This is a genomic window from Pseudomonas fluorescens, from assembly GCF_900215245.1.
Taxonomy (GTDB): domain Bacteria; phylum Pseudomonadota; class Gammaproteobacteria; order Pseudomonadales; family Pseudomonadaceae; genus Aquipseudomonas; species Aquipseudomonas fluorescens.
Window position 1 is genome coordinate 698,760 of sequence record NZ_LT907842.1, and the last position, 25,424, is coordinate 724,183.

Here is a 25,424-nt window from a genome sequence, read left to right on the forward strand (position 1 = left end):
CACACCTGATGCACGCTCAAAAAAATACTAGATAGGACCGAGGCCACCCGTGAACCCAGACATGCTCGAAGCCGGCCCCATCGACGCCAAAGTACTCTCCGTCTTTGACTTCGACGGCACCCTCACCCACCACGACAGTTTCGTGCCCTTCCTCAAGTTTGCCTTTGGCACCGGTGAGTTCTACGGCCGGATGGTCAAGCTGGCGGTGCCGGGGCTGCGCTTTTTGCTGCGGCAGATCAGCCGGGATGAGTTGAAGGCGCAGTTGATCCGCACCTTTATGACCGGGGTGGAGAAGGCGTGGGTTCAGCAGCAGGCTGAGGCGTATTGCCAGCGCTATTGGACCCAGTTGATGCGCCCCAAGGGCTTGCAGTCGGTGGAAGATGAGGTGCAGTCCGGGGCGGTGGTGACGTTGTGTTCGGCGTCGCCGGCGTTGGTGTTGCAGCCGTTTGCGAATCGGCTGGGGATCAAGTTGATCGGCACTGAGCTTGAGGTAGTCGACGGGGTGTTGACGGGTAAGCTCACGGGGAATAACTGCCGCTGTGAGAACAAGGTGCTGCGGCTTGAGGCGGTGTATGGGGATTTGGGCGAGTATCGGCTGCGGGCCTGGGGCGATACGCGTGGCGATCGGGAGTTGTTGGCGGCGGCGCAGGATGCGCATTTTCGGCATTTTCATTCGAAGAAGAAGCAGAGCAAGTTGCAGCGGTGATGCGGGTGGATGGGGTCGGCAGGTGGACCGAGTCAATCCCATCGCTGCCTCGCTGGGGCTCGAGAGCTCCCACATTTTGATCGGTGCCCGATGGATAGCGCACTAGCATGGGGTGCTGGGGGGCGATGCAGATGGATGGGTTCGGCAGGTAGACCGAGGTGATCCCTTCGCAGCCTCGCTGGGGCTCGACAGCTCCCACATTTGATCTCTGTGGCTCGGGGATCGGCGCTTGGCATGCGCTTTATGTCGCGGCCTTGAGGTCTACGCCAAGCGCTGCGGCGAAGGCTTTTACCATCGGGCTTCTTGGCGCGTTGTGGCGCAGGATCAGGTTGAACGCGGTGCTCAGGTGAACCTGTTCCGGGCACAGTGCGCGCAGGCGCCCTTCCCTGACCAGTGGCGCGGCGTAGTGTTCTGGCAAGAAGCCCAGGAAGCGGCCGGTGAGGATCAGGATGGCGACGGCTTCCACCTGTGAGGCCGAGGCGGACTGGCTGTCGTAGGTGACGAAGTTGGCCTTGTCGCGATGGATGGCATACCGGTGGCTGACCACTTCGTATTGGCGCAGAACGTGCGGCGTGATGTCACTCGCGTTGAACAACGGGTGTCCTACGGCGCAGTAGGCGTGGGCTTTTTCTTCGTAGAGCGGGAAGTAGTCAAATTCTTCGCGGCGTTGGTACACCGGCACGATGCCCACGATCAGCCGCCCTTCCACCACGCCGCGTTCAACTTCGTCGAGTTGCGAGGCATGTAGGCGCAATCTAATTTTTGGCGATTGGCTATGTAATGTCCCCAGCGCGGTAATTAGCGGCGAATTAACGTCGGAGACGGTGTTATCAATTACGCCGACACTAAGGTCGCCAATCAGCTCGTTTTGCGCGGAACTAAGCTTGTCGCGAAAACTGTCCACCGAGGTAAATAACTCGATGGACGCTTGGTACACCAACTTGCCCTCTTCGGTCAGGCCAAAGCCTTCCCTGCCCCGGGTACACAGGCGCATGCCGATGCGGATTTCGAGGTCGGAGATCTGTTTGCTGATGGCCGCCAGGCCCACGTTCAGCTCGTTTTGCGCGGCGCTGAAGCCGCCAGCTTCGACCACGGCCATGAACACACGGAGCAATTTGAAGTCCAGCCCGCTCAGTTGCAGGGGCGGTCGTGTGCCGGGTTTTGGCGGTATGTTTCCAGAAGTGGAAAGTGGGGTTTCCATAATACGCGTTGACCTCAAGTGCCATATTCAACAGGCTTCAACCCAATCCTTGAACATAGCCAGGCGGCGATAATGAACATAAACATCCGCCCTTGGCAACCTTGAATATAGCGGGTTGAACAGCACACAGAGGCTGATTTAACACCCCGCAAAACCTGACACTACGATCAGGACTTTTTACTTTTTGACTGCCTCCGACTCTTCTAAAAACAAGCGTGAGGAACACCCATGTCTCAGCCCACCGACCGCCTTTGGGGCGCTCGTTTCAAGACCGGCCCGTCTGCTGCACTGGCCGCGTTGTCGCGTTGCCCTGAGCGCTATTTCCGCCTGACGCCCTACGACCTGGCCGGTTCGCGTGCCCATGCCCGTGAGTTACAGCGCGCCGGTTTGCTGGATGAGTCAGAGACCCAGCGCACCGTCGAGGCCCTGGACCGTATCGGTGAGGATTTCGCCGCCGGGCGCCTGCATCCGACCCTCGATGACGAGGACGTCCACACCTTTATCGAACGCGTATTGACCGAGCGCCTCGGCGCGTTGGGCGGCAAGCTGCGCGCCGGGCGTTCGCGCAACGACCAAACGGCCAACGACCTGCGCCTTTTCCTACGCGACCATGCGCGCACCATCACCACCGAGGTGTTGGGTTTGCAGCAGGCGCTGGTGGAGCAGGCCGAGCAGCACGTCGACAGCATCTGCCCAGGCTTCACTCACTTGCAGCAGGCGCAACCGATTGTGTTTGCCCACCACTTGTTGGCGCACGCGCAATCGATGCTGCGCGATGTGCAGCGCCTGGTGGATTGGGATGCGCGCACGGCGTTGTCGCCGTTGGGCGCTGCGGCGATGGCAGGCTCGGCGATCGCGCGCCAGCCGGAGCATTCGGCCAAGGAAATGGGCTACACCGGGCCGTGCGAAAACTCCATTGATGCCGTGGCCAGCCGTGACCATGTGGCGGAGTTTCTGTTTGTGGCAGGCATGCTCGGGGTGAATATTTCACGGCTGTCGGAGGAGTTTTGCCTGTGGTCCTCACGCCAGTTTCGCTGGGTGGTGCTGGATGATGCCTACGCCACTGGCAGCTCGATCATGCCGCAGAAAAAGAACCCGGACATTGCCGAACTGGCGCGGGGCAAAGCGGGGCGTTTGATTGGCAACCTGACCGGGTTGATGTCGACACTCAAGTCGTTGCCGCTCTCGTACAACCGCGATTTGAGTGAAGACAAACACAGCGTGCTGGACAGCGTCGACACCTTGCTGCTGGTGCTGCCGGCGATGGCCGGGATGGTCGCAACCATGAAGGTGCAGGTGCAAGAGCTGCGGCGCCAGGCGCCGATGGGCTTCACCTTGGCGACGGAGGTGGCGGATTGGTTGGCCACGCGGGGTGTGCCGTTCAAGGAGGCGCATGAAATTACCGGCGCGCTGGTTCAGGCCTGTGAGAAGCATGAGATTGAGTTGTGGGAAGCCTCGCCGGCGATGTTGGCAGAGGTGGATGCTCGGTTGCTGCCCGAAGTGCGTGACTGCTTGACCCTGGAGGCAGCGATTGCGGCGCGCAGTGGTTGGGGTGGGACGGCGCCGGAACGGGTTCGCGAGCAGATTGGGCGGTTGAAGGTGGCGTTGGCGGCTCAGCAGCAGTGGGCCGAGCGTTATCAGGGGTTCAGGATTTAAGGCTGGGAGATTTGTGGTGCTTGGGCCGGCGCTTTCGAGAGCAAGCCCGCTCCCACATTTGGACCACGTACAGCAGTTAGCACGTTATTAGTTTTGGAGTAACACCATGAACCAAACCCCGGCAGAGCGCTTGGAAGCCGAGCGCAAGTTGTCCGAGAACCAGTTCGATATCACGCAGTACGAGCACGTGCCGCGTCGTTATTACGGGCGGATGTTTTTCGCCACGCTGATCGTGATCGCGCTGGCCGCGTTGTTGCGCGCATTTGCCAATGGCCAGATCGAATGGTCCTACATCGGGCAGTTCCTCACGTCTGAAGCCATTGTGTGGGGCCTGGTCAACACCATCGTCATGTCGATTCTGGCGATGGCGCTGGGTGTGGTCATCGGGGTAATCACGGCGATCATGCGCATGTCGGCCAACCCGATCCTGCGCTATGTGGCCATCACCTACACCTGGCTGTTTCGTGGCACGCCGCTGATTTTGCAGTTGCTGCTGTGGTTCAACCTGGCGCTGATTTTCCCGGTGATCGCGATTCCGGGCCTGTTCAGCATCGACACCGTCGACCTGATGACCCCCTTCGTGGCCGCCCTGCTCGGCCTGAGTATCAACCAGGGCGCCTACACCGCCGAAGTGGTGCGCGCCGGCTTGCTGTCGGTCGACACCGGCCAGTACGAAGCGGCCAAGTCCATCGGCATGCCGAGCCTGCAAGCGCTGCGTAGGGTGATTCTGCCGCAGGCCATGCGGGTGATCATTCCGCCGGTAGGCAACGAGTTCATCAGCATGGTGAAAATGACCAGCCTGGCCAGTGTGATCCAGTACTCGGAGCTGCTGCACAACGCGCAAAACATCTACTACGCCAACGCGCGGGTCATGGAGCTGCTGATTGTGGCCGGCATCTGGTACCTGGCGGTGGTGACTGTTCTTTCATTTGGTCAAAGCCGCCTCGAGCGTCGTTTTGCCCGCGGCGCCGGCAAGCGTTCGTAAGTCTGGGTTGAGGAGATTTGCCCCATGAGAAGCATCGTCAAGGCCGTCAACCTGAACAAGTATTACGACCAGTATCACGCGCTGCGCGACATCAATATCGAGGTCGAGCAAGGCGAAGTGATGTGCATCATTGGCCCGTCCGGCTCGGGTAAAAGCACGCTACTGCGTTGTGTGAACCAGCTGGAAAAAATCGACAAGGGCGGCCTGTGGGTCGACGGCGAACTGGTGGGTTACCGGGTCGTCGGCAACAAGCTGCATGAGATGAACGAATCGCAGATCGCCCGTCAGCGCCTGGCCACCGGCATGGTGTTCCAGCGCTTCAATTTGTTCCCGCACATGACCGTGTTGCAGAACATCATCGAAGGCCCGGTGCAGGTGCTCAAGCGCTCGCCCAAGGAAGCCATCGAAGATGCGCTGGAGTTGCTGGCCCGCGTGGGCTTGGCGGACAAGCGCAATGCTTACCCGGTGGAATTGTCCGGCGGCCAGCAACAGCGTGTGGCCATTGCCCGTGCGTTGGCGATGCGCCCCAAGCTGATGTTGTTTGACGAACCCACGTCAGCCCTCGACCCCGAGTTGGTCGGCGAAGTGCTGTCGGTGATGCGTGATTTGGCCACCACCGGCATGACCATGATTGTGGTCACCCATGAGTTGGGCTTTGCCCGCGAAGTCTCCAACCGCATGGTGTTTATGGATGCCGGCCAGATTGTGGAAGCCGGCAGCCCCGAAGAAATTCTAATAAGCCCACAAAACCCGCGTACCCAAAGCTTTATTTCTGCCGTTCGCACTTAACTAAAAAACTAACGAGAACGCCCCCATGAAAACATTGTTTATCCCAACGTTGCTCGCAGGCCTGATGGCTTCCACCTGTGTATGGGCGGCATTGCCGGCAGCAATCAAGGAAAAAGGCGAGATCAGCGCGGCCATCGTGCCGAACTACCCGCCGATGGATTTCAAGGACACCGCTACCAATAAACTCACGGGCCTGGACTTTGACCTGGGCAATGCCTTGGCCGAGCGCCTGGGCGTGAAGATCAAGTGGCAGGAAACCGGCTTCGAACAGATGCTTAGCGGCCTGACCACCAAGCGTGTGGACATTGTGCTGTCGGGCATGAGCGACACCGCCGAACGCCAAAAGGCGGTGACTTTCATCGACTACTTCACCAGCGGCCCGCAGCTGTACACCCTGGCCAAGCGTGAAGACCTCAAGGAATTGACTGACCTGTGCGGTAAAAAAGTCGGCACCAGCCGCCGTACCACTTGGCCGTCGGAAATTGCCGCGTGGAGCAAGCAAAACTGCGAAGCGGCGGGTAAGCCGGCCATCGTGGTGATCGGCACTGAAGGCTCGGCAGATGCACGCGCGCAGTTGCAGCAGAACCGCCTGGATGCGGCAATGCAGGGCAGCGAGACGATTCCTTATTTGATGGCGCTGGACAAGGGCAAGTACAAGCCGGTGGGCCTGGCAATTTCCAAGCAGTTCACCGGGCTGGGGATTGAGAAGAGCAACACCGAGTTGGTTACGGCGATCAGTGAAGCGTTGCAGGGCATGATTGAAGATGGGACCTACGGCAAGATCCTGAAGAAGTGGGATCTGGAGCAGGGTGCGGTGGAGAAAATCACCATCAACGCCGGCCAGTAAACACCACAAACTCCTGTGGGAGCTGGCTTGCCTGCGATAGCAGTGGATCAGCTTGCATCTACATCGCCTGACTCACCGCCATCGCGGGCAAGCCCGGCTCCCACAGGTGATCTCCATTGAGCTTTAGAACAGTGCTCGGCTCGGCTGCGCATTTATGACAAGGACATCCGCCCCACCGTGGCCACCTACTCTCTGGTAATTCGCCGCCTGATGATCTGCTCGGTGACCATCGTGGTCAGCCGCGCCATGACCAGCCCCTTACTGGCCTTGCTCCTGAGTACCCGGCTGGGTCTGAATCAACAGGACATCGGCCTGCTGATGGGCATCGCCGTGTTCATCGCCACACTGCTCGGCCTGTACGGCGGCTACATCATCGACCGCCTGGAAAAGCGCAAGCTGCTGATCCTGGCCATGCTCTCCAGCTCCATCGGCTTTCTGTTGCTGACCTTTGCCAGCAACCTCTACCTCACCACCCTGACCCTGGTCATCACCGAAGCCGCGTCGGCACTGTTCCTGATCGGCTCCAAGGCGATCATCAGCGAGAACCTGCCCGTCGGGGATCGCGCCAAGGTTTTTTCGTTGCGCTACACACTGACCAACGTCGGCTATGCCACCGGCCCGATGGTCGGCGTGGTGATCGCTGGCCACATGCAACTGGCACCGTTCCTGATCGCCAGCGCCATTGCGTTTGGCAGCCTGTTCCTGATGATCGGCATCCCGCCCACCCAACGGAACGACAGCAACAAACCGTTAAGTTTTATCACCACCCTGCGCACGCTGCGCAGCGACCGCACGCTGATCCTGTTCACCAGCGGCAGTTTATTGAGCACCATTGTCCACGGGCGCTACACCCTTTATCTGTCGCAGTTTTTGCTGGTGGCCTACAAGCCGGCCGAAGCGTTGAAGATTCTGTCGGCGGTGCTGGCCTGCAACGCCATCACCGTGATTTTGATGCAGTACCAGATCGGTCGTTTCCTCAAGCGCGAGCAACTGCGCTACTGGATCGTGCTGGGCACCCTGCTGTTCATTGCCGGGCTGATCGGCTTCAGTCAGGCGCACAGCTTGCTCACCTGGTGCCTGGCGATGTTCGTGTTCACCTTGGGCGAGATGATCATCTACCCCTCGGAGTTCCTGTTTATCGACACCATCGCCCCGGACGCCCTGCGCGGCAGTTACTACGGCGCGCAAAACCTGGCCGCGTTTGGCGGGGCAATGAGCCCGGTGATTTGCGGTTACTTGCTGATCAATGCAGCCCCCGTCAGCATGTTTTATGCCCTCGGCGCACTGACCGCCGTAGGCGGCACCTTGTGCTTCTTGAGCGGGCGGCGAGTAGCCAGCACGCCTGATAGTTAAATGGGGGAGCGGGCACGCCTGCCCCCACACTTTTGATCTCCTTAACGGCGAAGTTTTGCGTAATATCCAGCTATTCATCTCACGGACCCGAGCCCCATGAAATTCGACACGGCCTACAGCCTGAGTCTCGATGACAAGCTGTCGATCTATGACGTACGAGAGCTGAATTTCGACGAAACCGCCGACTTCGATTCCGACAAGGACCGTTTCCTGTGCCCCAACGATGAATGCCGCGCGGCGTTTGATGCCAGCAATACGCTGAGCACATTCAACGCGAAAAACGTCAATTACTTGCGCACGCCGCACTTCAAGAACAAGACCAGCACCCGGCATATCGACGGCTGCCGCTATGCCAGCACCCACAAGACCGCGACCGACGATGGTGACGACGAGCGCGAAGAGAATTTTCCATCGGAATGGGTGCTGACGCCGCGTCAATACGAACGTAAAACGCCACTGGCCGGGCCCGAGGGCAGCGCCCCACAAGCCCCCACGAAAGCCCCTTCAACTCGCACCGGCTCCGCCCATGGCGCGAGTGATTCAACCCCGGACAAAACCAGCGTATTCGCCCACCCGGTGGAATGCTACGTGTCGAACATCGACGACAAGGACAGGCTCAAGGCGATGCCGCTGAAGATCGGCGAGCACACCGCGACTTACTGGACGTTTTTCAAGAAGATCGAATACCTGCAGGACAACAAGGGCCTGATCTACTGGGGCAAGATCAAGGCGATCAAGGACTACACCAGCAGCTTTCGCATCGACTTCGAAAAGAAGGTGTGGTTCGACAAGAAGCCCTACTCGGTCAACGTCTACCTGAACAAAAAACTCATCGAGAACTACCGCAAGCGCAAGGCGTTCCTTGAGCAGATCAAGGCGGCGGTGGACAGTGAACGGCCGCTGTACTGCTTCTTCTACGGCGTAACGCCGGCGCTGAAACAGGTGCCCAGCAAGAAGAACCCCGACCAGACATTTGGGGTGTTCAGCGCGAATATCGAAAACCTTGACCACCTGATCATCCGGGAGGCGCCGGGGGTGGAATGAGGGATAGTTGCAGCGCTATAAAAAAATCCAGTTGATGAGCGGTCAAAACAACTGTACAAAAACACAGTATAGTTTGACCTCCCCCGTCGAATCCTGGAGAAACCCCATGTCCTCTCTGGCAATGAGCTCTTTCGTAGAACAACAGATCGTCCTGCATCAATTCACCGCCAAGCACAGTGTGCAGGCCCGCGCGATGCTGGGCTGGAGCCGGGAAGACCTGGCCCGCCAGGCCGGGCTGGCGGTGGAAGCGGTTCAACGCTTTGAAAGCCAGGCGGATGTGGCTGACGAAACCCGCTTGGCATTGGCATTTCGGCTGGAAGCTGAAGGGCTGGTATTTTTCCCGGGGTTTGCGCCGGGGTGGGGCATGCGAGCACGCAGGTTTGAGCGCACCCCGGACGAGCCCGCCGCACCAGGCATCATTTCGCGGCTGATGGGCTCAACAGCGGCATCAATTGATTCACCAACGCCGCAACCGAATGGTGCGTAGAGTCCAGCCGGATAACCGGGCAGGTCAACGGCTTCAACCAGCTTTCATGCCGACGCAGGCTGCGTAGGCTGTGGTTGCCGTCATCGTAACGGGCGGCCCAGGCGAGGAAAGCCACGCTGTTTTCGTGGCGGCTGCCTCCCGGCAGTATCCGCTCGCCGTAGCGTTGCACTTCACGCCGGCGCAAGCGGTTCAGGCGTATTTGCGGGTCCACACGCAGGAATACCACATGCGTGAACTGCGGGATCATGGCATCGCCCCAGCCGCACAGTGAGCCGGACACCACCCAGCCCTCAAGGCCGGAACTCTGCTCCAGTAGCAGACGGGTGCGTTCATCTCTCAGCCGAGCGACGGTGAAAGGCTCCGAGGTTTGCTGCCAGTAGAAGTCGTCGGAGTCGAAATAAGCGACATTCAGGCGTTCGGCCAGGGCCCTTCCCAAGCTTGTAGTCCCGGCACCGGCTGCGCCGAGAATGTGGATTCTGTAGGCCATGGCTTCCCTCGATGGCATTGAGTGTGATCCGTGAGGCGTACCACGCCCGGCACACCCTTCAACGCCTGGGTTTAGCATCGATTTGAGCCGCCTGCTCATCCCCATAAGCCACTGCCTGCGAGGTGGGTTCACACCAGCAAGCGCCACAGTTGCTCCGGTGGGCTTGGCACTCAAGCACTCGTCTGTCGATAGGCGCTCAGCAACGTAGGCAGCGCGTCACGTGCCCACCGGGCGCCGTAAAACCAGAGTTTTGCTCCCGTTTCCAAGGGTTCGCAAAACGACGGATACCCGTTTGTACAAGCCCCGTGGAACGCGGTGCTCTGGTCGTCAGACACCAAGGCATCCAGGCGATGCTCTGTGACGAGTTGATCAATTTCATTCCGCCGTTGCAGGCTGAATTGAAGGTTGTACGCCTCACGTCGCGCGTCCACCGGTACCAATTGCGCGCCAGCCTGCCGCAGAACCTCAAAGGCACGGCGCAAAGCCGCACTGTGTTCGACGGGTTCGCGATGATCGCCGCACACATACTGATCAGCAAATCCGATGCGCCAGCCCGACAGCAACTGCGAAGCAGTAAAGGTGGTGTTGTTCAGCACCAGGGGCACCTCCACCATCACCGGGCCAGTGGGGTCGACGTCACTGACGGCGATAAGCGATAAGGCCGGGTCCCGCACGGCACGCACCAGCGGCGCCAGGGTGTTGTAGCCGGGAATGGGCGCGACGCTCTTGGCGTGCTCGGCAGCGAAGACGATACCCGCCTGGTTCGCTTTATCGGGTTGAGTGTGAACGGGCACGGCCGTCGAGCTGATCTCTTCGCCGGTCAATGACCCCGTATGACAAGGCATACCCAATTGCCAGTGCGTCCTACAATCTTTTTCGATCAAAACGTGCATCCCGGGAATAACGTTCCCGGGATGATCGCACTCTCATCTGGCGTTTGTCGCAGGGCTGAAACACCCTGAAAAGACCTTTTTAACCGCGCCTTGTCTCAGCCCGCAGCGTGCTCTTGCGCGCCGTGCGTTTCCACGTCCAACCACCAGGCATGCCCGCGTTCGGGCTGGTTCAAGCTGAACGCCTGGCCCATCGCTGGCGTGGTAATCGACACGTTGCGCTCCCAGGCCAGGGCCATGATGCGATCGAACGGTTCGTGCCAGGCGTGAAAGGCCAGATCAAAGGTGCCGTTGTGAATCGGTAGCAGCCAGCGGCCCTTGAGGTCGATATGGGCTTGCAGGGTCTGTTCCGGCTGCATGTGCACGTGGGGCCAGTCGACGTTATAAGCGCCGGTCTCCATCAGCGTCAGGTCAAACGGGCCGTAGTGTTCGCCGATGGTTTTGAAGCCATCGAAGTAACCCGTGTCACCGCTGAAAAAGATCCGCCGCGCACCATCGACCATTACCCAGGAACACCACAGGGTCTGGTTGCCATCAAACAGGCCACGCCCGGAAAAATGCTGGGCCGGCGAGGCGATAAACCGAATGCCATCGACCTCGGTGCCTTCCCACCAATCCAGTTGCCGGACTTTGCTGGCGTCCACGCCCCATTTGACCAGAAGGTCGCCCACGCCTAACGGCGCGAGAAAGTGCCGGGTTTTGTCAGCCAGTTGCACCACGGCGTTGCGGTCAAGATGGTCGTAATGATTGTGGGAAAGAATCACCGCTTCCAGCGGCGGCAAGTCTTCAAGGCTGATAGGCGGCTGGTGGAAGCGCTTGGGGCCCACCCAACTGAAGGGCGAAGCACGTTCGGCGAACACCGGGTCGGTGACCCAGAATTTACCGCGCATTTTCAGCAGTACGGTGGAATGCCCCAGGCGGAACACGCTGTGATCGGGCGCGGCCAACAGTTGCTCACGCGTCAAGAGTTGTACGGGGACCTTGCCCACCGGGCGTGTACTGCGTGGTTTATGGAACAGCATGTTCCAGAAAATACGCAACGTTTTACCCAAGCCGCCATGCTGAGTCGGGGCGTCGTTGCTGAAATTTCCTTGCGCCTGATCGGCTGGCTTGCGTGCCGCAGGCGCTGGGTCGAGACGGGTTGAAATCGTGGCCATTGCAGAGTGACTCCTACGGTCCGCTCATGAACTACACTGCACAGTGTAGTTTCTAGATTGCAACAAAATCCGAAGCAAGTAAACTACCCAGTGTAATTTCCTCTAAGAGCCCAACGCCGCCCATGACTGCTCCCCTGCGCCTCACCGACCGTAAACGCGAAGCCATCGTGGCCGCTGCCATCGCCGAGTTTCGGGCGAACGGGTTCGAGGTCACCAGCATGGACAAAATTGCGGCGACGGCGGGCGTTTCCAAACGCACGGTGTACAACCACTTCCCCAGCAAGGAAGAGTTGTTTGCAGAGATCCTCCACCAGTTGTGGGCCAGCAGCGTTGCCCAACTGGACGTGAGCTACGCCAGCGACCGCCCGCTGCGCGATCAATTGCGCGGGTTACTGCAGGCGAAGATGCAGATGATGTCGGACACCAATTTCCTCGACCTGGCCCGCGTCGCGATTGCCGCCACTATCCATTCTCCGGAACGCGCGCAAGACATGGTCAACCGCTTGAGCAAACGCGAAGAAGGCTTCACGCAATGGGTGCGTGCCGCACAGGACGATGGTCGACTGTCCTGCAGCGACCCCGCGTTCGCTGCCCACCAGATACAAAGCCTGCTCAAGGCGTTCGCCTTTTGGCCGCAAATCACCCTGGGCCAGCCGGTGCTGGATGCCGCCAGCCAGGCCAACGTGATCGAATCGGCTATCGACCTGTTCCTGGCCGGTTACGAAGTCAGCGCTCCCTGCCCGCAGTAAAAAACCCGATGGCATGAGCCACATTCCAGGCCGTTTTTGCGTATTCACCGGTTGTGGCGCGCAAATGGCTTGGAAGGACACTGATTATTCCCACTCGAATAACTGACAATATTCACAATTATTATTCGATCAACGGTTCTGACCGCTGACGCATGCTGTTGCATCTGCACTAAAGAGCTGACCCGGAACACTATGGAAAACAGATTAGGCAAAGGGCTGTCATTTGCCAGACGTATCTACAAGCCAAGAATCATCGGCCTGGGGGTTGGTTGCATCAGCGTCGTCGGCGCTCTTTACCCGCTGGCGATGCCGAGCTGGGTCTGGGCGTTCCTGCTATTCAATGGGTTTGCCTGGGCTCATGTGGCCTACCAACTCTCCGTTCGCTCGCCGTTTCCGTATCAAGCCGAACAGCGCAACTTGCTGTATGACTCGTTCTTCATCGGTTTCTGGGCCGCCACCACCCAGTTCAGCCCTCTGACGACGGTGACCATTGTGTCAATGATGACCATGAACAACGTCGCTGCCGGCGGTAAGCGCCTGTTTCTGCGCGGGTTACTGGCACACGCCGCAGGCATTGGCGTGGCGTGGGGCGTGTTCGGAATCCACTTTAACCCCAGCGTCAGCCTCACCCAGGTCTACACCTGCCTGCCGATGCTGATGCTCTACCCCGTGGCCATCGGCATGGTCTGCTACCAGTTGGCGATCAAGCTGTCGGAACACAAACGCGCCCTCAGCGCCCAGAGCCGTATCGACAGCCTGACCGGCCTGCTCAACCATGGCTCGTGGAAAGACCTGCTGAACCTCAAGTTCCATAAGTGCCAGCAGCAACACGGCCACGCCACAATCGCCTTGATCGATATCGATCACTTCAAGCAGATCAATGACACCTACGGCCATATCGTCGGTGACGCGGTATTGCGCCAACTGAGCCAGAAATTGCGCCTGCACCTGAGACAAAACGACTTGGCCGGCCGTTACGGCGGCGATGAGTTCTGTGTGATTCTTCCGCAAATGCCACTGGAAGAAGCGGCGCAGGTCATGGAACACCTACGCGAAATATTCAGTAACTATCGCAATGCGCAGATCCCTGAACTGCGCGTGAGCCTGAGTATTGGCCTGGCAGACTTCCGGCCCCTCTACAGCGATGCCGCCATGTGGCTCAACGCCGCGGATCGCGCGCTGTACGCGGCCAAGAACACCGGTCGTAACCGGGTGACGGTCAGCGACTACGTCATCGCCCATTCCGCCTGAGTCGTCCTACGACATCCCGTCTGAATCTTCTGTCAGCACGCCCCAGCGATAGCATAATGCCGCCATTGGTCGCCTCGCTCAGCCTGGTCCTGCAATCGCAGCGAACTTCTTGGCAGGCTTATCACTCTGAATCCGTTGTTCAACCCCCTCTGTCAGCACCAGGAAGCTGACAATGAGCAAGTCAACCGTAAGGCCCAGGGCCGTACGGGGTCAGGCGCACATTCCATGGATACCTCAGACGCGTGCTTCCCCGAGCCCTCGAACATGCTATTCAACGCCCATAAAAAAACCATCAGTACCCTGCAACACACCAACGCCCAGCAAGCCAGCCTGCTGGATGCCATTGAACGCTCCATGGCCGTGATCGAATTCGACCTGCAGGGCGTCGTGCTGCGGGCCAACGACAACTTCCTCAAGACCATGGGCTTTCGCGCCGAACAGGTCGTGGGCCAACCTCACCGGATGTTCTGCACACCGGCCTTCGCGCGCAGCGCTGAGTACAACCAGCTGTGGACGCAATTGCGCAATGGCCAATTTCAGTCCGGCACCTTTGAACGGGTGGCTGGCAACGGACAGTCGGTGTGGCTGGAAGCCAGCTACAACCCGGTGCGCAATGACACCGGCCAAGTGATCAAAGTGGTGAAGTACGCCATGGACGTCACACCGCGCCTGCAAGCCGAAAGCGAAGCCAACGCCAAACTGGGCGCCATCGACCGCGCCATGGCGGTAATCGAGTTCAACCTCGACGGCACCATCCTCACGGCCAACGACAATTTCCTGCAGCGCATGGGTTACACCCTGTCGCAGATCCAGGGCCAGCATCACCGGGTATTCTGCAAACCGGAGTTGGCGAACAGCTCGGCATACAGCGAGTTCTGGAAACGCTTGAACCAGGGCGAGCTGTTCAGCGGCCAGTTCGAGCGCATTGATAAAAACGGCCAGATCGTGTGGCTCGAAGCCAACTACAACCCGGTCTACGACGCCAGCGGACGCCTGTGCAAAGTGGTGAAATTCGCCTCCGACGTCACCGCCAGGGTGCAACAGCATGCCGCCGACGCTGCGAGCGCTACCCAGGCGTACCACATCTCCATAAACACCCGGGACATTGCCGAAAAAGGCGCCGACGTGATTCAGCAGACCGCCAGCGGCATGCGCGCCATCGCTGCCGACATTGACGGTTCCTCACAACTGATCGCCAAGCTGGGCGAGCGCTCGCAACAAATCACCGCCATCGTTAACACCATTCGCGGGATCGCCGACCAGACCAACTTGCTGGCGCTGAACGCGGCCATCGAAGCGGCGCGCGCCGGTGAGCAAGGCCGTGGGTTTGCCGTAGTGGCCGATGAAGTGCGGCAATTGGCGGCACGGACCAGCGGCTCGACGGCGGAAATTTCCAGCATGATCGCGATGATCCAGGACGAAACCCGCCAAGCCATCGAGAGCATGGACGGCACCCGTGACCGTGCGGCGCTGGGGGTCGACCTCGCCAACCGGGCAGGCACGGTCATCCTGCAAATTCGCGAAGGCACAAGCGAGGCGGTACAAGCGGTGAGCGTGTTTGCCAACGAGCGGGGCAACCACTGACGGTTCTTTCATGTGCCTGGCTGGGGGCTCGGTCTATAGTGCGTGCTGGTCTTAACGCTTAGGATTCGAGCCCGCCATGACCCCAGACGCCACGCCCCCAGCAAAGCCGCAAGCGGCCCCCGTCGACCATTTGCGTTTTCACCGAGCCCACGCCCACCTGGCGACGACCTTCGGTAACGACACGTTCGCCCTCAAGGCCGAAGCCTTCGCGCGCTTCTTTGGCACCCCGACGTTCCTCGGCGCACAAACCGTGATCGTGCTGGTGTGGATCGTGCTCAACGTAACCGGCATCACCCAGTTCGACGTGTACCCGTTCATCCTGCTCAACCTGGCCTTCAGCCTGCAGGCAGCCTATGCCGCGCCATTGATCCTGCTGGCCCAGACGCGTCAGGCCGCCCGCGATAAGGCGCAGTCCGACGCCGACGCACAACACCGCGAAGCCATTGCCATCGCCAACACCGAACGTCAGGCCCAGGCCGAACAGACCACCCAGCAACTGCTGGAGTTGCTGGAGCAGAACACGCGGCTAACGGAAATGACCAAACAGCTCACCGAGCGTATCGAGACCCTGACGTGCGAAATGCATGAACACTTTGTGCGCAAAACCTAACGACGTAATCCGCGCACATGCCGTCCCAACTCATCAAACAACGCCACCACCGAGCGCAGCGCCCGGCAATCCGGGCGCGTCAACAACCACAGCGCCGTGTCATGCCCCGCCAGAGTGGGGCCCAGCGGCTGCAAGCCCTCCTCCAATAGAAAATCCGGCAGCGCAGCCACCCCCAGCCCCGCGCGTACCAGTTCGGTGACCGACAACATGCTGTTGCAGCGGTAACTGGGGCGCACACCCGGCAAGTGCTCACGGCGCCAGGCGACGGTGGGGTGGTCGGGCAGAAAGTCATCCGGGGCGATCCAGGCCAGCTCGGCCAGCTCGCGTCCTGCATGCCGCCGGGCGAAATCTGCACTGGCGCACACCTGATAGGCCACCGTGCCCAGGCAACGGCCGACAAGATGTTCCGGCGGTGTCTTGGTCAGGCGTAGGGCGATGTCAGCATCGCGACGGCTGAGGTTGGCAAAGTCATTGGAGGTGCTCAGTTCCAGCGTCAACGCCGGGTACTCAGGCATGAACTGCGCCAGCGCCGGTAACAGCAAGCCTTGCAGCACCGAGTCGGTACAGGTCAGGCGCACGGTGCCGCTGATCACTTCACCGCCCTGCTCCACGCCGATGCGCGCCGCCTCCAAGGCTTGTTCCGCGCGCTCGGCCTGCTGCGCCAGATGGCTGGCCAAACTGGTGGGCAGGTAGCCGGCGCGGCTTTTTTCAAACAAGGTCTGGCCCAGCGCCGCTTCCAATCGCCGCACCGCGCGGAATACCGTGGACACATCCACCCGCAACAGTGCCGCCGCCCGTGCCAGCGTGCCGCCGCGAACCAGGGCGAGGATCAGCGACAGGTCGGGGTAATCCACTTGATAGTGCGTGACTGCATTGAGCATGTGGGTAAACGCCAATTTTGATTGCATGAACGCCAATCTATAGTGCCACCCAGGACACAACAAGCCATGGGACGTACACGATGAACGCCACCACCCTGCACCTCGCCCTGATCGGCGATTACCACCCCGACGTGATTGCACACCAGGCGATACCCGTGGCGCTGCAACACGCAGCCGACAACTTGGGCGTGAGCGTTCACGCTGAATGGCTCGCTACCGACTCGATCACACCCACCCGCGAACTGCACGGCTTTGACGGCTTCTGGTGCGTGCCCGCCAGCCCCTACCGCGACACCGACGGCGCGTTGCGCGCGATCCGTTTCGCCCGCGAGCAACGGCGCCCGTTCCTCGGCACTTGCGGTGGTTTTCAACACGCGGTGCTGGAATATGCCCGCAACGTGCTGGGCTGGGCGGATGCGGAACACGGCGAATTGGCCCCGCAGGCCACCCGCGCGGTGATCACACCGCTTAGTTGCACGCTGGTCGAAGCGACGGACACTGTGCGCCTGGTGCCGTACACGCGAATCGCCGAGGCCTACGGTACGCTGGCTATCCACGAAGGTTATCGCTGCCGCTACGGCGTGAACCCGGACTTCGCCAGTGCGCTGCTCGAAGGCGACTTGATCCCCAGCGGGCATGACTCGGCGGGCGATTTGCGCGCCGTAGAACTGCTGAACCACCCGTTTTTCGTCGCCACCCTGTTCCAGCCGGAGCGTGCAGCACTCAAAGGCATCACGCCTCCGTTGGCGCTTGCCATGCTCAAGGCCTGTGTGGATGCATACCGATGATTGCCAACACGCCCGCGGTTCCTTATTACGCGGTGATTTTCAGCTCGTTGCGCACCGAAGGTGATCAAGGCTACGGCCAGGCGGCTGCCCGCATGCTGGATCTCGCGCGTGAACAACCGGGGTTTCTGGGGGTGGAGTCGGCACGCGAAGACGGCTTGGGAATCACCGTGTCCTACTGGGAAAACGAGGCGGCGATCCTCGCCTGGAAACAGCAAGCTGAACATCGCGCCGTGCGCGAACAAGGGCGTGCGACCTGGTATTCGGCATGCCATACGCGCGTGTGCAAAGTGGAGCGGGCCTACCTGTTTGAGCGCTGAAAATGTACCCCTGTGGGAGCTGGCTTGCCTGCGAAGGCGGTGTGTCAGCCAACCGATGTAGAGGCTGACCCAACGCCTTCGCAGGCAAGCCAGCTCCCACCTTTGATCTTCAACGTCTGTAGAGCAGCGTTCGCTTAGCTGACCAAACTGCGCAACGCGCTGATCTGTGGAATTTCCACCCGACGCATGTACACCCGCAATGGCTCGGTGATATTGATGCGGTCGTCGATGTTCTGGTCCAGCAGCAACTGAAGGCGTTCGCGCGACAGGGTCATGCTGTCGTCAGCGGCGGGTAACCAGACAAACTCAGCGGTGGGAATGATGCCGTCATCGGCCACATCCATGCCAAACGAGTCTTCGCTGAAACGCACGATGTATTGGCCGGTTTTGCGGTTAAGGCCGACAAAACCGTGGAGTTGATCGGCCGCCTGGCAGATAAGTTCGGACGTGATGCGCATGGTAAACCTCACTGAAAAGTCCCACTGGGACTGGAAAGATGGTTTACACGCGTGGCAGAAAATACTGCCCTCTGATGGGGCAGCTTCGGTCAAGAATACTGCAATGCACCACAAAAAAACCCATAAAAATGGCCACTGCGCACGTTAATGTCGGTTTGGTGATGGCGCCTTTCGCAATCAATTGTTAAAAAGGACGCCTTCTCAAAGTTACCTCCACGAAAGGACTTCGCATATGCCTGTCACGTTTTCCAAGAGCGCCTTGCTGCTCGCTCTGCTGCTCGGCCTTGGCCAGGCACAGGCTGCCGACCCGATCAGCCCGGCTGAATTGGCGACAAACGAAGGCATTCCGTACCCGGCCGTCATCGCCCACCGTGGTGCTTCCTACGACGCCCCCGAATCTACCGCCGCCTCCTACAAGCTCGCACGCGACCTGGGTGCCGACTACCTGGAAATGGACCTGCAGCGCAGCAAGGACGGCGTGCTGTTCGCCCTGCACGACAACAACCTGCAGCGCACCACCGACGTGGCCAGCAAATTCCCGGAGCGCAAAGACGCCCCCGCCAACGAGTTCACCTGGGCTGAATTGCGCACCCTGGACGCCGGCAGCTGGTTCAACGCCGCCTACCCGGACCGCGCTCGCCCTGCGTTCGTCGGTTTGAAAATCCAGAGCCTGGACGAAATCATCAAGATCGCCGAAGGCAACCCGCAGCACAAACCCGGCCTGTACATCGAGACCAAAGAGCCCAAGCAATTCCCGGGCATCGAAGCCGACCTGAAAAACAAGCTGCTGGACAAGGGCTGGTTGAGCTCCGCCGGCTCCAAGCTGGGCAAGAGCAACACGGGCGTGGGCCAGGGCAAGGGCCGTGTGGTGCTGCAAACGTTTGAAAAAGACAGCTTGAAAGAGCTGCAGAAAGAAATGCCGAACACCCCGAAAATCCTCTTGCTATGGGTGGGCCCAGGCAGCATCGAGCCGAAATCCGCGCAGACCTTCGCTGAATCCGGCGAGCCGACCAAAGCCGCTTACTACGCCAAGCAAGCACCGAAAGACGCGGCGGAATTCGAAAAATGGGTCGACGAAGCCAAGCGCCTCGGCGCCATCGGCACTGGCCCATCGGCCGAGCTGACCAACCATGGCGACCAGAGCTACACCGACCTGGTGAAGCCTGAGATGAACAAGCTGACCCACGACAAGGGCCTGCTGGTGCACGTCTATACCGTCGATGAGCCGGTGGACTTTGAAAAAGTGATGAAAGCCGGCGTCGATGGCATCTTCACCAACCGCGCCGCCGAACTGCTGAAGTTCTACAAGCGCTGGCCGTCGTCGAGTGTGCAGGATTTGCTGAAGGACAACGGCTACTGAGTGAGTCAGCCATTGGTGTCAGTGCGCCATTAAGGATGAGTTAAGTTGCGCCGGTTAATCTGGCGCCACTTAAACAGCTCACCCAGAAGGACATACACCATGAAAACCCTGACCGCCCTGTTCGCCGCCACTGCCCTGACCCTGACCGCCGGCCTGGCCCAGGCTGACGTTCGTCCGGACCACATTGAAGGCCTGCTCAAGTCCGGCGCAGTCATGCCGTTTGAAAAACTCAACGCCGCTGCCGTGGCCACCCACGCCGGTGCCAGCATCACCGACACTGAGCTGGACCACAAAAACGGTGTACTGGTTTACGAAGTTGACCTGACCGACACCGCCGGCAAACGCTTTGAAGTGAAGCTCGACGCCAAGACCGGTGCCGTGCTGGAAAACAAGCAAGACAGCTGAGCCAACCGCCAAAAAAACCGCGCCACTTTCACAGTGGCGCGGTTTTTTTATGGGCGCTCGTCAGTCGAGGCAGGAAAACTATCCCTCGCGTTAATGAAATTACCCCTACGGCGCGCAAGGTCGCTAGAATCGCGTTTATTGGCCTGGGCACAACGCTCACCACCTTCGGGATCGAGATCACTGCATGGGGCAGAAAGCCGCCGACATCGCAACCATTGGCCGCATCAGTGCCGTACCCGCGATGCTGCAAGTCATCAGTGACATGACCGGCATGCGTTTTGCGGCGGTGGCCCGGGTGACTGACGACTCGTGGACCGCTTGCGCCGTGTTCGACCAACTGGCGTTCGGCCTCGACGTCGGTGGCGAACTGGAACTGAACACGACCCTCTGCCACGAAATTCGCGGGTCCCACGTGTCCGTCGTGATCGACAAGGCCAGCGAAGACCCGCTCTACCACGACCACCACACGCCACGCCTCTACCAGTTTGAAAGTTACATTTCGGTGCCGGTGTTCCGCACCGATGGGCGCTTCTTCGGCACGATTTGCGCCTTGGACCCAAACCCCGCCCCCCTGCGCAGCAGCACGATCCAATCGACCATGGAGTCGTTCGCCCGTGTGCTTTCCCTGCAGATTGAAGCGGAGGAAGCGTTGCAAAATACCCAGGCACAACTGCAGGAAGAACGCGGCACCGCAGAACTGCGCGAACAATTCATCGCCGTGCTGGGGCATGACCTGCGCAACCCGCTGTTCGCCATCAACGTGGGTGCTGAACGGCTGCTGCGCAAGTACCCCAACCCCGCTACCGATCCGCTCGTAGCGCACATCCTCGCCAGCGGCCGGCGCGCCTCGCAACTGGTCGAGGATGTACTGGACTTCGCCCGCGGGCGAATGGGCAACGGCATTCCACTGAATATCGGCGATTGCGACGGCCTGCAAGAGGCACTGCTGCATGTGATCTCGGAGGTGCAAAGCGTGCACCCACAGCGGGTGATTCAGGCAAACATCGCTGACCTTCAAGGGGTAAAAGGCGATCGCGATCGGTTGGCACAGTTGCTCTCCAACCTGGTCGCCAACGCCATCCACCACGGCAGCCAGGACGGCCCGGTGGAAGTCGCCGCGCGGATCGAACACGACCATTTCAAACTGACGGTAAAAAACGCCGGGCAGATCAGCGAGCAAGCCTTGCCCCGGTTATTTCAGCCCTACTCACGCCCCGCCACCCACACACCCCAAGCCGGGCTGGGCCTGGGGCTATACATCGTCGAGCAGATTGCCCTGGCCCACGGTGGAGAACTGAGCGTGTCGACCTCTGAGCAGCACGGCACGGTGTTCAGCTTCAGCCTGCCGACCCTCTGATCAGGCGCCCAGACGCGCCGTCACTTCATTGAGCTCAGCCGACAAGCCTCGCAGGTGCTGGCTGGCCGCCTCCGTGCGCTGCACATTGTCCATGTTCGACGTGGCCACGGTGGTGATTTGCGTGATATTGCGCGAGATATCTTCAGCCACCGAGGTCTGCTCCTCGGCTGCCGTGGCGATCTGGCGGTTCATGTCACGGATCGCCTCCACGGCCAGCGTGATGTGATTGAGCATGGCGCCGGCCTGGGAGACTTTTTCCACACTCTCATCGCTGCACGACTGGCCACTGACAATCGCCTCGGCCGCATCCCCCGCGCCGGTTTGCACCGCGTGGATAATCTGGTTGATCTCGATGATCGACGCCGCCGTGCGTTGTGCCAGGCTGCGCACTTCATCGGCCACCACCGCAAACCCACGGCCTGCTTCACCTGCCCGCGCGGCTTCAATGGCAGCGTTGAGCGCGAGCAGGTTGGTCTGCTCGGCGATCCCACGGATCACCTCCAGCACTTTGCCAATGCGCACACTGTCGGTTTCCAGGCGACGGATGATGGTGCCGGTGTTGAGGATTTCATTGCGCATCTGGCCAATGATGGCGATGGTGACCTTCATCACTTCGCCACCTTCACGGGCCGAATGATCCGCCTCATCGGCGGCGCGCGAGGCACTGGCCGCATGGCGTGCAACTTCCTGGGCGGTGGCCGACATCTCGGTCATGGCGGTGGCCACCTGGTCGGTGCGGTTGAATTGTTCATGGGTACCGTTGGCCATCTGCCCGGCAATCGAACTCAACTCGCCGCTGGCAGTCACCAGGTCGGTGGCGCTGCGTTGCAAGCGGTTGAAGGTTTCCGCGAGGAAGTCGCGCAGCGTATTGGCCGCAGCGGCCAGATGGCCCAGCTCATCCTGACGGCGGCTGGCAACACGTTCGGCAAAACGACCGTGGCTCAGTTGGGTCACGTAGTCGATCAAGCCGCGAATCGGCAGGATCAGGTTGCGGTTGATCAGCCACACGCTGAACAGACCGATCACCACACCCGATAGCAACATCACTGCCAGCCCCACCAGCACCGTGCGTTCGGCATACGCGCTGATGGCTTGGGACTGCTGGCTACCCTGGGCGCGCAGGTCACTGACCAGGGCGCTCATCTGCTCACTGGTGGCGCGGTCGACACCTTTGACGGCCGTGTCGCCCGCCGTCGGGTCGGCACCGGCTGCCAGGTAGGCATCACGCCCCTTCTGATAAGCCACACCCAGCTGCAAGTGTTCCTGACGCAGGCTGTCAATGCGCCGGCTCAGGCCGGGGTCATTCTGAGTCTGGCTGACCAGCCGTGTGAGAATACCCTGCACATCGCGTTGCCGGTCCTGGAACTGGCCCCAGTATTTCTCCAGGTCCTGAGGCTGCTTGCCGCGCAGCAATACGTTTTTCCACTCCTGCACTTGCACCTTGAATTGCAGATTGGCTTCGTCAATCAATTGAGAGGTGAGCAAGGGCCCTTCGATCAGGCTGCGATAACTTTGCACGCCGTTAGAAAGGAAGTAGAAACAGGCCAGTGCGATCAACAAAATCGCCAGCAGACTGCCACTGAGCAGCGACAAAATTTGTGCTCTCAAGGAAGTGCGCAAAATATTCATGGGGGGATGCCTCAAAACAAGGAAAAAGGTGCAAGCACGCCATAACGTCCCTGTCAGCAAGGCACAGCCCATTTGCAGCGGTCCTTATGCCTTGAATCGGCCGTTCTAGAGGCTTCTTGAACGATTTCTGACAGGTGGCCAATAAAATGTCACCTAAACGAAATAAACCGCAAACCGTCACAATTTTGTCAAATTTACTTGCAATGATTCGCCCACGCGAACCTGTGAAACGTCCTACAGGCGCTTTCTCTGCGAGCCTCCATGAACCACAGCATCGACCACGGCCATCAGGACCCTGATCTGTTTGGCCTGCTTTACGGTTTTCGTTTTCGCCCCGGTGAAAAAGGTGAGCAGATTGACTCGGCCACTGCGCTCGCGGCACTCCAGGCGCCGCAAGACCCGGAAGAATTCCTCTGGCTGCACCTGAACCTGGCCCACGCGGCATGCGAGCGCTGGATGAAGGCCAACCTGGCATTGCCGGATGAGTTTTTCGAAGCCCTGCACGAAGGTTCACGCTCCACCCGCATCGAGCACGTCGACTCGGCCCTGCTGGCGGTGGTCAACGACGTGGTGTTCAATTTCAGCAGCATGGTCTCCTCGGATATCTCCACGCTGTGGGTGTGCGCACGCAGCCGCTTGCTGGTGAGTGCGCGCCTGCAACCGTTGCACTCGGTGGATAAATTGCGCTCGTCGGTGAAGGCCGGTGAACGCTTCCGTTCGCCGCTGGAATTGTTGGTGCATTTGTTGCGCGATCAAGGCGAAGTGCTGACACAGATCGTGCGCAAGACCAGCCTCAGCGTCGACCATATCGAAGACCAGTTGCTGTCCTCGCGCCTGTCCACCAACCGCGCCGAACTCGGCGCCGCACGCCGCGTGCTGGTGCGCCTGCAACGCCTGCTGGCCCTGGAGCCGGGGTCGCTGCTGCGCCTGCTCAACCGCCCGCCGCAGTGGCTGCAAAAGGAAGACGTGAAGGAGTTGCGCAAATCCACCGAGGAGTTTGCGCTGATCATCAACGACCTGACCGCGTTGGGTGAGCGCATCAAGCTGTTGCAGGAAGAAATCGCCGCTAACCTGAATGAACAAAGTAACCGTACGCTGTTCACCCTCACGGTGGTGACGGTGCTGGCGCTGCCGATCAATATCATTGCCGGGTTTTTCGGTATGAACGTGGGGGGTGTGCCGCTTTCGACTGACCCGGAGGGGTTCTGGATTCTGGTGGCGTTGGTGGCGACGTTTACCTTGATTGCCGGGCGCTGGGCTTTCCGCAAGCGCAAGGATTATTGAGCCGCGTCTCGACCTGAAAGGGGATCAAGGGTGGGAACTGGCTTGTTTGTGATAGCCATAGGTATATACGTGTTTTTTACGGATTGAGTGCTGTGGTTGTCGGGGGCGCGCTGGGTACATATCCGTTGTTTGGGTCACGGCCGCAATGGGTTCCGCCCTTACGGCGGGTCACTTTGGAAAAGCCCCAAAGTAACCAAAGGGCTCTTGCCCCACCACTCGGCACCTCGCCTAGGCTCGGTGTGCCCTCGCTCCGGCTTTGGACCGTGGGCCGCCGCCATGGGCCATCCTTGGCCCATCGCGGCTAACCCGGCGTCCTGCCGGGTTACCCACGCTCCAAAGCCTGCGTTCGGCCAGCGTGGTTAACGGGGCGCCTAAGATCAAAGTCAAAAGCAAAGCACGGCGGCCTGACAGCCGACCTGAGTGGTTAGATCAAAAGCGCAAGCGAAGTGGTGTGTCAGTTGATGGAGTGGGTGACTGGCACACCGCATTCGCGAGCAAGCCCGCTCCCACATTTTGAACGGGGTACATCAGGCAGAGGGTGGGCTGCTCTTTAGACTGTACTGGGTCAATCTGGGAGCTAGTATGGGGTCTACTGCTGGGTATGACTGATGTATCGAGGTGTCTGTATCGCAGGCAAGCCAGCTCCCACAGAAAAGCAGAGCACTGCGGTGCTGGCAGCTGAACTCGGTCAACATTGTGGGAGCGGGCTTGCTCGCGAATGCGGTGGGGCAGTTACAAATAAGCCGACTGGCACACCGCTTTCGCGAGCAAGCCCGCTCCCACATTTGGAACTCATTTCATCCGGTAAAGTGCTGTTGCTGTGCTCTTGCCCTGCTTTTGCTTCAACCACTCAGGCCGGCTGTCAGGCCGCCGTGCTCTGCTTTTGATCTGCTGTTGATCTTGATCTGACAGGCCCCGTTAACCACGCTGGCCGAACGCAGGCTTGAATCCGTGGGTAACCCGGCAGGACGCCGGGTTAGCCGCACTGGGCCAAGGATGGCCCATTGCGGCGGCCCACGGATTCAAGCCGGAGTGAGGGCATGCCGAGCCTAAGCGAGGCACCGAGTGGTGGGGCAAAGACCTTTTGGTTACTTTTGGGGCGTTTGCCAAAAGTGACCCGCTGTAAGAGCGGAACCCATAGCCGCCGTT

Annotated in this window: 24 protein-coding genes and 3 pseudogenes; 19 read left to right on the plus strand and 8 right to left on the minus strand. The window is 59.9% G+C overall.

All coding sequences use genetic code 11. The features are described from left to right. The first annotated feature begins 61 nt into the window (after positions 1-61). Positions 62-706 carry an HAD-IB family hydrolase gene (locus CPH89_RS03250; RefSeq protein WP_053257629.1) on the plus strand — a complete coding sequence of 215 codons (645 nt, stop codon included), beginning with the start codon at positions 62-64 and terminating at the stop codon, positions 704-706. Between the two features lie 241 nt (positions 707-947). On the opposite strand, the gene CPH89_RS03255 is transcribed toward CPH89_RS03250, so the two are convergent. Continuing rightward, positions 948-1,907, minus strand: a complete 960-nt coding sequence (locus CPH89_RS03255; protein ID WP_053257630.1) for a LysR family transcriptional regulator — start codon at positions 1,905-1,907, stop codon at positions 948-950. A 228-nt stretch (positions 1,908-2,135) separates the two neighbouring features. On the opposite strand from CPH89_RS03255, the gene argH reads away from it, so the two are divergent. The 7 genes from argH to CPH89_RS03290 all read left to right on the plus strand — a co-directional run bounded on the left by argH (position 2,136) and on the right by CPH89_RS03290 (position 9,068). Further along, the gene (gene argH / locus CPH89_RS03260; RefSeq protein ID WP_053257631.1) at positions 2,136-3,563 is read left to right on the plus strand and encodes an argininosuccinate lyase; all 1,428 of its coding nucleotides are present in this window, start codon (positions 2,136-2,138) and stop codon (positions 3,561-3,563) included. A gap of 106 nt (positions 3,564-3,669) precedes the next feature. Then, positions 3,670-4,548 carry an amino acid ABC transporter permease gene (locus CPH89_RS03265; RefSeq protein WP_053257632.1) on the plus strand — a complete coding sequence of 293 codons (879 nt, stop codon included), beginning with the start codon at positions 3,670-3,672 and terminating at the stop codon, positions 4,546-4,548. A gap of 24 nt (positions 4,549-4,572) precedes the next feature. Next, on the plus strand, positions 4,573-5,337 hold the full coding sequence (locus tag CPH89_RS03270; RefSeq protein WP_017134648.1) for an amino acid ABC transporter ATP-binding protein: 765 nt from the start codon (positions 4,573-4,575) through the stop codon (positions 5,335-5,337). A gap of 25 nt (positions 5,338-5,362) precedes the next feature. Next, entirely contained in the window at positions 5,363-6,184 is an 822-nt protein-coding gene (locus CPH89_RS03275; protein WP_053257633.1) for an ABC transporter substrate-binding protein, read from the plus strand. Positions 6,185-6,361: 177 nt separating this feature from the next. Further along, on the plus strand, positions 6,362-7,537 hold the full coding sequence (locus CPH89_RS03280) for an MFS transporter (RefSeq protein WP_053257634.1): 1,176 nt from the start codon (positions 6,362-6,364) through the stop codon (positions 7,535-7,537). Between the two features lie 96 nt (positions 7,538-7,633). Continuing rightward, on the plus strand, positions 7,634-8,581 hold the full coding sequence (locus tag CPH89_RS03285; RefSeq protein WP_053257635.1) for a hypothetical protein: 948 nt from the start codon (positions 7,634-7,636) through the stop codon (positions 8,579-8,581). Positions 8,582-8,687: 106 nt separating this feature from the next. Beyond that, on the plus strand, positions 8,688-9,068 hold the full coding sequence (locus tag CPH89_RS03290) for a helix-turn-helix domain-containing protein (RefSeq protein ID WP_081006395.1): 381 nt from the start codon (positions 8,688-8,690) through the stop codon (positions 9,066-9,068). Here CPH89_RS03290 and CPH89_RS03295 read toward each other — a convergent pair. The 3 genes from CPH89_RS03295 to CPH89_RS03305 all read right to left on the minus strand — a co-directional run bounded on the left by CPH89_RS03295 (position 8,998) and on the right by CPH89_RS03305 (position 11,602). Then, the gene (locus tag CPH89_RS03295) at positions 8,998-9,555 is read right to left on the minus strand and encodes an AAA family ATPase (protein ID WP_053257637.1); all 558 of its coding nucleotides are present in this window, start codon (positions 9,553-9,555) and stop codon (positions 8,998-9,000) included. The genes CPH89_RS03290 and CPH89_RS03295 overlap by 71 nt on opposite strands. A 170-nt stretch (positions 9,556-9,725) precedes the next feature. After that, positions 9,726-10,439: a hypothetical protein gene (locus CPH89_RS03300; RefSeq protein ID WP_307672933.1), complete on the minus strand. Its 714-nt coding sequence runs from the start codon at positions 10,437-10,439 to the stop codon at positions 9,726-9,728. Positions 10,440-10,543: 104 nt separating this feature from the next. Further along, positions 10,544-11,602 carry an MBL fold metallo-hydrolase gene (locus CPH89_RS03305; protein ID WP_053257639.1) on the minus strand — a complete coding sequence of 353 codons (1,059 nt, stop codon included), beginning with the start codon at positions 11,600-11,602 and terminating at the stop codon, positions 10,544-10,546. Between the two features lie 122 nt (positions 11,603-11,724). Between CPH89_RS03305 and CPH89_RS03310 the strand changes: the two genes are divergently transcribed. From CPH89_RS03310 to CPH89_RS03325, 5 genes and pseudogenes are all read left to right on the plus strand, one after another. Next, a complete protein-coding gene (locus tag CPH89_RS03310; RefSeq protein WP_053257640.1) occupies positions 11,725-12,351 on the plus strand; it encodes a TetR/AcrR family transcriptional regulator in 627 nt (208 codons plus the stop codon). A gap of 192 nt (positions 12,352-12,543) precedes the next feature. Next, complete coding sequence (locus tag CPH89_RS03315) at positions 12,544-13,602, plus strand: diguanylate cyclase (protein ID WP_053257641.1); 1,059 nt, start codon at positions 12,544-12,546, stop codon at positions 13,600-13,602. Between the two features lie 354 nt (positions 13,603-13,956). Then, positions 13,957-14,589 (plus strand): annotated as a pseudogene (locus CPH89_RS30820) (PAS domain-containing protein); the annotation flags it as partial. Between the two features lie 165 nt (positions 14,590-14,754). Then, positions 14,755-15,186 (plus strand): annotated as a pseudogene (locus CPH89_RS30825) (methyl-accepting chemotaxis protein); the annotation flags it as partial. A gap of 76 nt (positions 15,187-15,262) precedes the next feature. Further along, positions 15,263-15,796, plus strand: a complete 534-nt coding sequence (locus tag CPH89_RS03325; RefSeq protein WP_053257643.1) for a DUF1003 domain-containing protein — start codon at positions 15,263-15,265, stop codon at positions 15,794-15,796. Here the strand turns inward: CPH89_RS03325 and CPH89_RS03330 are convergent. After that, positions 15,793-16,677 (minus strand): LysR family transcriptional regulator, encoded by an 885-nt coding sequence (locus CPH89_RS03330; protein ID WP_053258031.1) that lies wholly within the window; start codon positions 16,675-16,677, stop codon positions 15,793-15,795. The two genes, CPH89_RS03325 and CPH89_RS03330, sit on opposite strands and share 4 nt — an antisense overlap. An 80-nt stretch (positions 16,678-16,757) precedes the next feature. Here CPH89_RS03330 and CPH89_RS03335 point away from each other — a divergent pair, with 80 nt between their 5' ends. Together CPH89_RS03335 and CPH89_RS03340 are read left to right on the plus strand one after the other, a co-directional pair. Continuing rightward, entirely contained in the window at positions 16,758-17,465 is a 708-nt protein-coding gene (locus CPH89_RS03335; RefSeq protein ID WP_053257644.1) for a CTP synthase C-terminal region-related (seleno)protein, read from the plus strand. Continuing rightward, the gene (locus CPH89_RS03340; RefSeq protein WP_053257645.1) at positions 17,462-17,782 is read left to right on the plus strand and encodes an antibiotic biosynthesis monooxygenase family protein; all 321 of its coding nucleotides are present in this window, start codon (positions 17,462-17,464) and stop codon (positions 17,780-17,782) included. The genes CPH89_RS03335 and CPH89_RS03340 overlap by 4 nt, the downstream gene beginning before the upstream one ends. 134 nt (positions 17,783-17,916) lie before the next feature. Here the strand turns inward: CPH89_RS03340 and CPH89_RS03345 are convergent, their stop codons facing one another. Next, the gene (locus tag CPH89_RS03345) at positions 17,917-18,240 is read right to left on the minus strand and encodes a DUF2025 family protein (RefSeq protein WP_053257646.1); all 324 of its coding nucleotides are present in this window, start codon (positions 18,238-18,240) and stop codon (positions 17,917-17,919) included. Positions 18,241-18,472: 232 nt separating this feature from the next. Here CPH89_RS03345 and CPH89_RS03350 point away from each other — a divergent pair, with 232 nt between their 5' ends. From CPH89_RS03350 to CPH89_RS03360, 3 genes are all read left to right on the plus strand, one after another. Further along, a complete protein-coding gene (locus CPH89_RS03350; protein ID WP_053257647.1) occupies positions 18,473-19,600 on the plus strand; it encodes a glycerophosphodiester phosphodiesterase in 1,128 nt (375 codons plus the stop codon). A 99-nt stretch (positions 19,601-19,699) separates the two neighbouring features. After that, positions 19,700-20,005 carry a PepSY domain-containing protein gene (locus CPH89_RS03355; protein WP_053257648.1) on the plus strand — a complete coding sequence of 102 codons (306 nt, stop codon included), beginning with the start codon at positions 19,700-19,702 and terminating at the stop codon, positions 20,003-20,005. Positions 20,006-20,189: 184 nt separating this feature from the next. After that, positions 20,190-21,362 carry a GAF domain-containing sensor histidine kinase gene (locus tag CPH89_RS03360; RefSeq protein ID WP_053257649.1) on the plus strand — a complete coding sequence of 391 codons (1,173 nt, stop codon included), beginning with the start codon at positions 20,190-20,192 and terminating at the stop codon, positions 21,360-21,362. Here the strand turns inward: CPH89_RS03360 and CPH89_RS30830 are convergent, their stop codons facing one another. Further along, complete coding sequence (locus tag CPH89_RS30830) at positions 21,363-22,130, minus strand: methyl-accepting chemotaxis protein (RefSeq protein WP_371850812.1); 768 nt, start codon at positions 22,128-22,130, stop codon at positions 21,363-21,365. Positions 22,131-22,295: 165 nt separating this feature from the next. Continuing rightward, positions 22,296-23,063 (minus strand): annotated as a pseudogene (locus tag CPH89_RS30835) (methyl-accepting chemotaxis protein); the annotation flags it as partial. Between the two features lie 189 nt (positions 23,064-23,252). On the opposite strand from CPH89_RS30835, the gene CPH89_RS03370 reads away from it, so the two are divergent. Continuing rightward, positions 23,253-24,275 carry a transporter gene (locus tag CPH89_RS03370; RefSeq protein WP_053257651.1) on the plus strand — a complete coding sequence of 341 codons (1,023 nt, stop codon included), beginning with the start codon at positions 23,253-23,255 and terminating at the stop codon, positions 24,273-24,275. The last annotated feature ends 1,149 nt before the right edge of the window (positions 24,276-25,424 follow it).

What these genes read in the sequence shown, in the direction of transcription:
- CPH89_RS03250 (WP_053257629.1), top strand. Translation starts at nt 62, where the DNA reads ATGCTCGAAGCCGGCCCCATCGACGCCAAAGTACTCTCCGTCTTTGAC.
- CPH89_RS03255 (WP_053257630.1), bottom strand. Translation starts at nt 1,907, where the DNA reads ATGGAAACCCCACTTTCCACTTCTGGAAACATACCGCCAAAACCCGGC.
- argH (WP_053257631.1), top strand. Translation starts at nt 2,136, where the DNA reads ATGTCTCAGCCCACCGACCGCCTTTGGGGCGCTCGTTTCAAGACCGGC.
- CPH89_RS03265 (WP_053257632.1), top strand. Translation starts at nt 3,670, where the DNA reads ATGAACCAAACCCCGGCAGAGCGCTTGGAAGCCGAGCGCAAGTTGTCC.
- CPH89_RS03270 (WP_017134648.1), top strand. Translation starts at nt 4,573, where the DNA reads ATGAGAAGCATCGTCAAGGCCGTCAACCTGAACAAGTATTACGACCAG.
- CPH89_RS03275 (WP_053257633.1), top strand. Translation starts at nt 5,363, where the DNA reads ATGAAAACATTGTTTATCCCAACGTTGCTCGCAGGCCTGATGGCTTCC.
- CPH89_RS03285 (WP_053257635.1), top strand. Translation starts at nt 7,634, where the DNA reads ATGAAATTCGACACGGCCTACAGCCTGAGTCTCGATGACAAGCTGTCG.
- CPH89_RS03290 (WP_081006395.1), top strand. Translation starts at nt 8,688, where the DNA reads ATGTCCTCTCTGGCAATGAGCTCTTTCGTAGAACAACAGATCGTCCTG.
- CPH89_RS03295 (WP_053257637.1), bottom strand. Translation starts at nt 9,555, where the DNA reads ATGGCCTACAGAATCCACATTCTCGGCGCAGCCGGTGCCGGGACTACA.
- CPH89_RS03305 (WP_053257639.1), bottom strand. Translation starts at nt 11,602, where the DNA reads ATGGCCACGATTTCAACCCGTCTCGACCCAGCGCCTGCGGCACGCAAG.
- CPH89_RS03310 (WP_053257640.1), top strand. Translation starts at nt 11,725, where the DNA reads ATGACTGCTCCCCTGCGCCTCACCGACCGTAAACGCGAAGCCATCGTG.
- CPH89_RS03315 (WP_053257641.1), top strand. Translation starts at nt 12,544, where the DNA reads ATGGAAAACAGATTAGGCAAAGGGCTGTCATTTGCCAGACGTATCTAC.
- CPH89_RS03325 (WP_053257643.1), top strand. Translation starts at nt 15,263, where the DNA reads ATGACCCCAGACGCCACGCCCCCAGCAAAGCCGCAAGCGGCCCCCGTC.
- CPH89_RS03330 (WP_053258031.1), bottom strand. Translation starts at nt 16,677, where the DNA reads ATGCTCAATGCAGTCACGCACTATCAAGTGGATTACCCCGACCTGTCG.
- CPH89_RS03335 (WP_053257644.1), top strand. Translation starts at nt 16,758, where the DNA reads ATGAACGCCACCACCCTGCACCTCGCCCTGATCGGCGATTACCACCCC.
- CPH89_RS03340 (WP_053257645.1), top strand. Translation starts at nt 17,462, where the DNA reads ATGATTGCCAACACGCCCGCGGTTCCTTATTACGCGGTGATTTTCAGC.
- CPH89_RS03345 (WP_053257646.1), bottom strand. Translation starts at nt 18,240, where the DNA reads ATGCGCATCACGTCCGAACTTATCTGCCAGGCGGCCGATCAACTCCAC.
- CPH89_RS03350 (WP_053257647.1), top strand. Translation starts at nt 18,473, where the DNA reads ATGCCTGTCACGTTTTCCAAGAGCGCCTTGCTGCTCGCTCTGCTGCTC.
- CPH89_RS03355 (WP_053257648.1), top strand. Translation starts at nt 19,700, where the DNA reads ATGAAAACCCTGACCGCCCTGTTCGCCGCCACTGCCCTGACCCTGACC.
- CPH89_RS03360 (WP_053257649.1), top strand. Translation starts at nt 20,190, where the DNA reads ATGGGGCAGAAAGCCGCCGACATCGCAACCATTGGCCGCATCAGTGCC.
- CPH89_RS30830 (WP_371850812.1), bottom strand. Translation starts at nt 22,130, where the DNA reads ATGGCCAACGGTACCCATGAACAATTCAACCGCACCGACCAGGTGGCC.
- CPH89_RS03370 (WP_053257651.1), top strand. Translation starts at nt 23,253, where the DNA reads ATGAACCACAGCATCGACCACGGCCATCAGGACCCTGATCTGTTTGGC.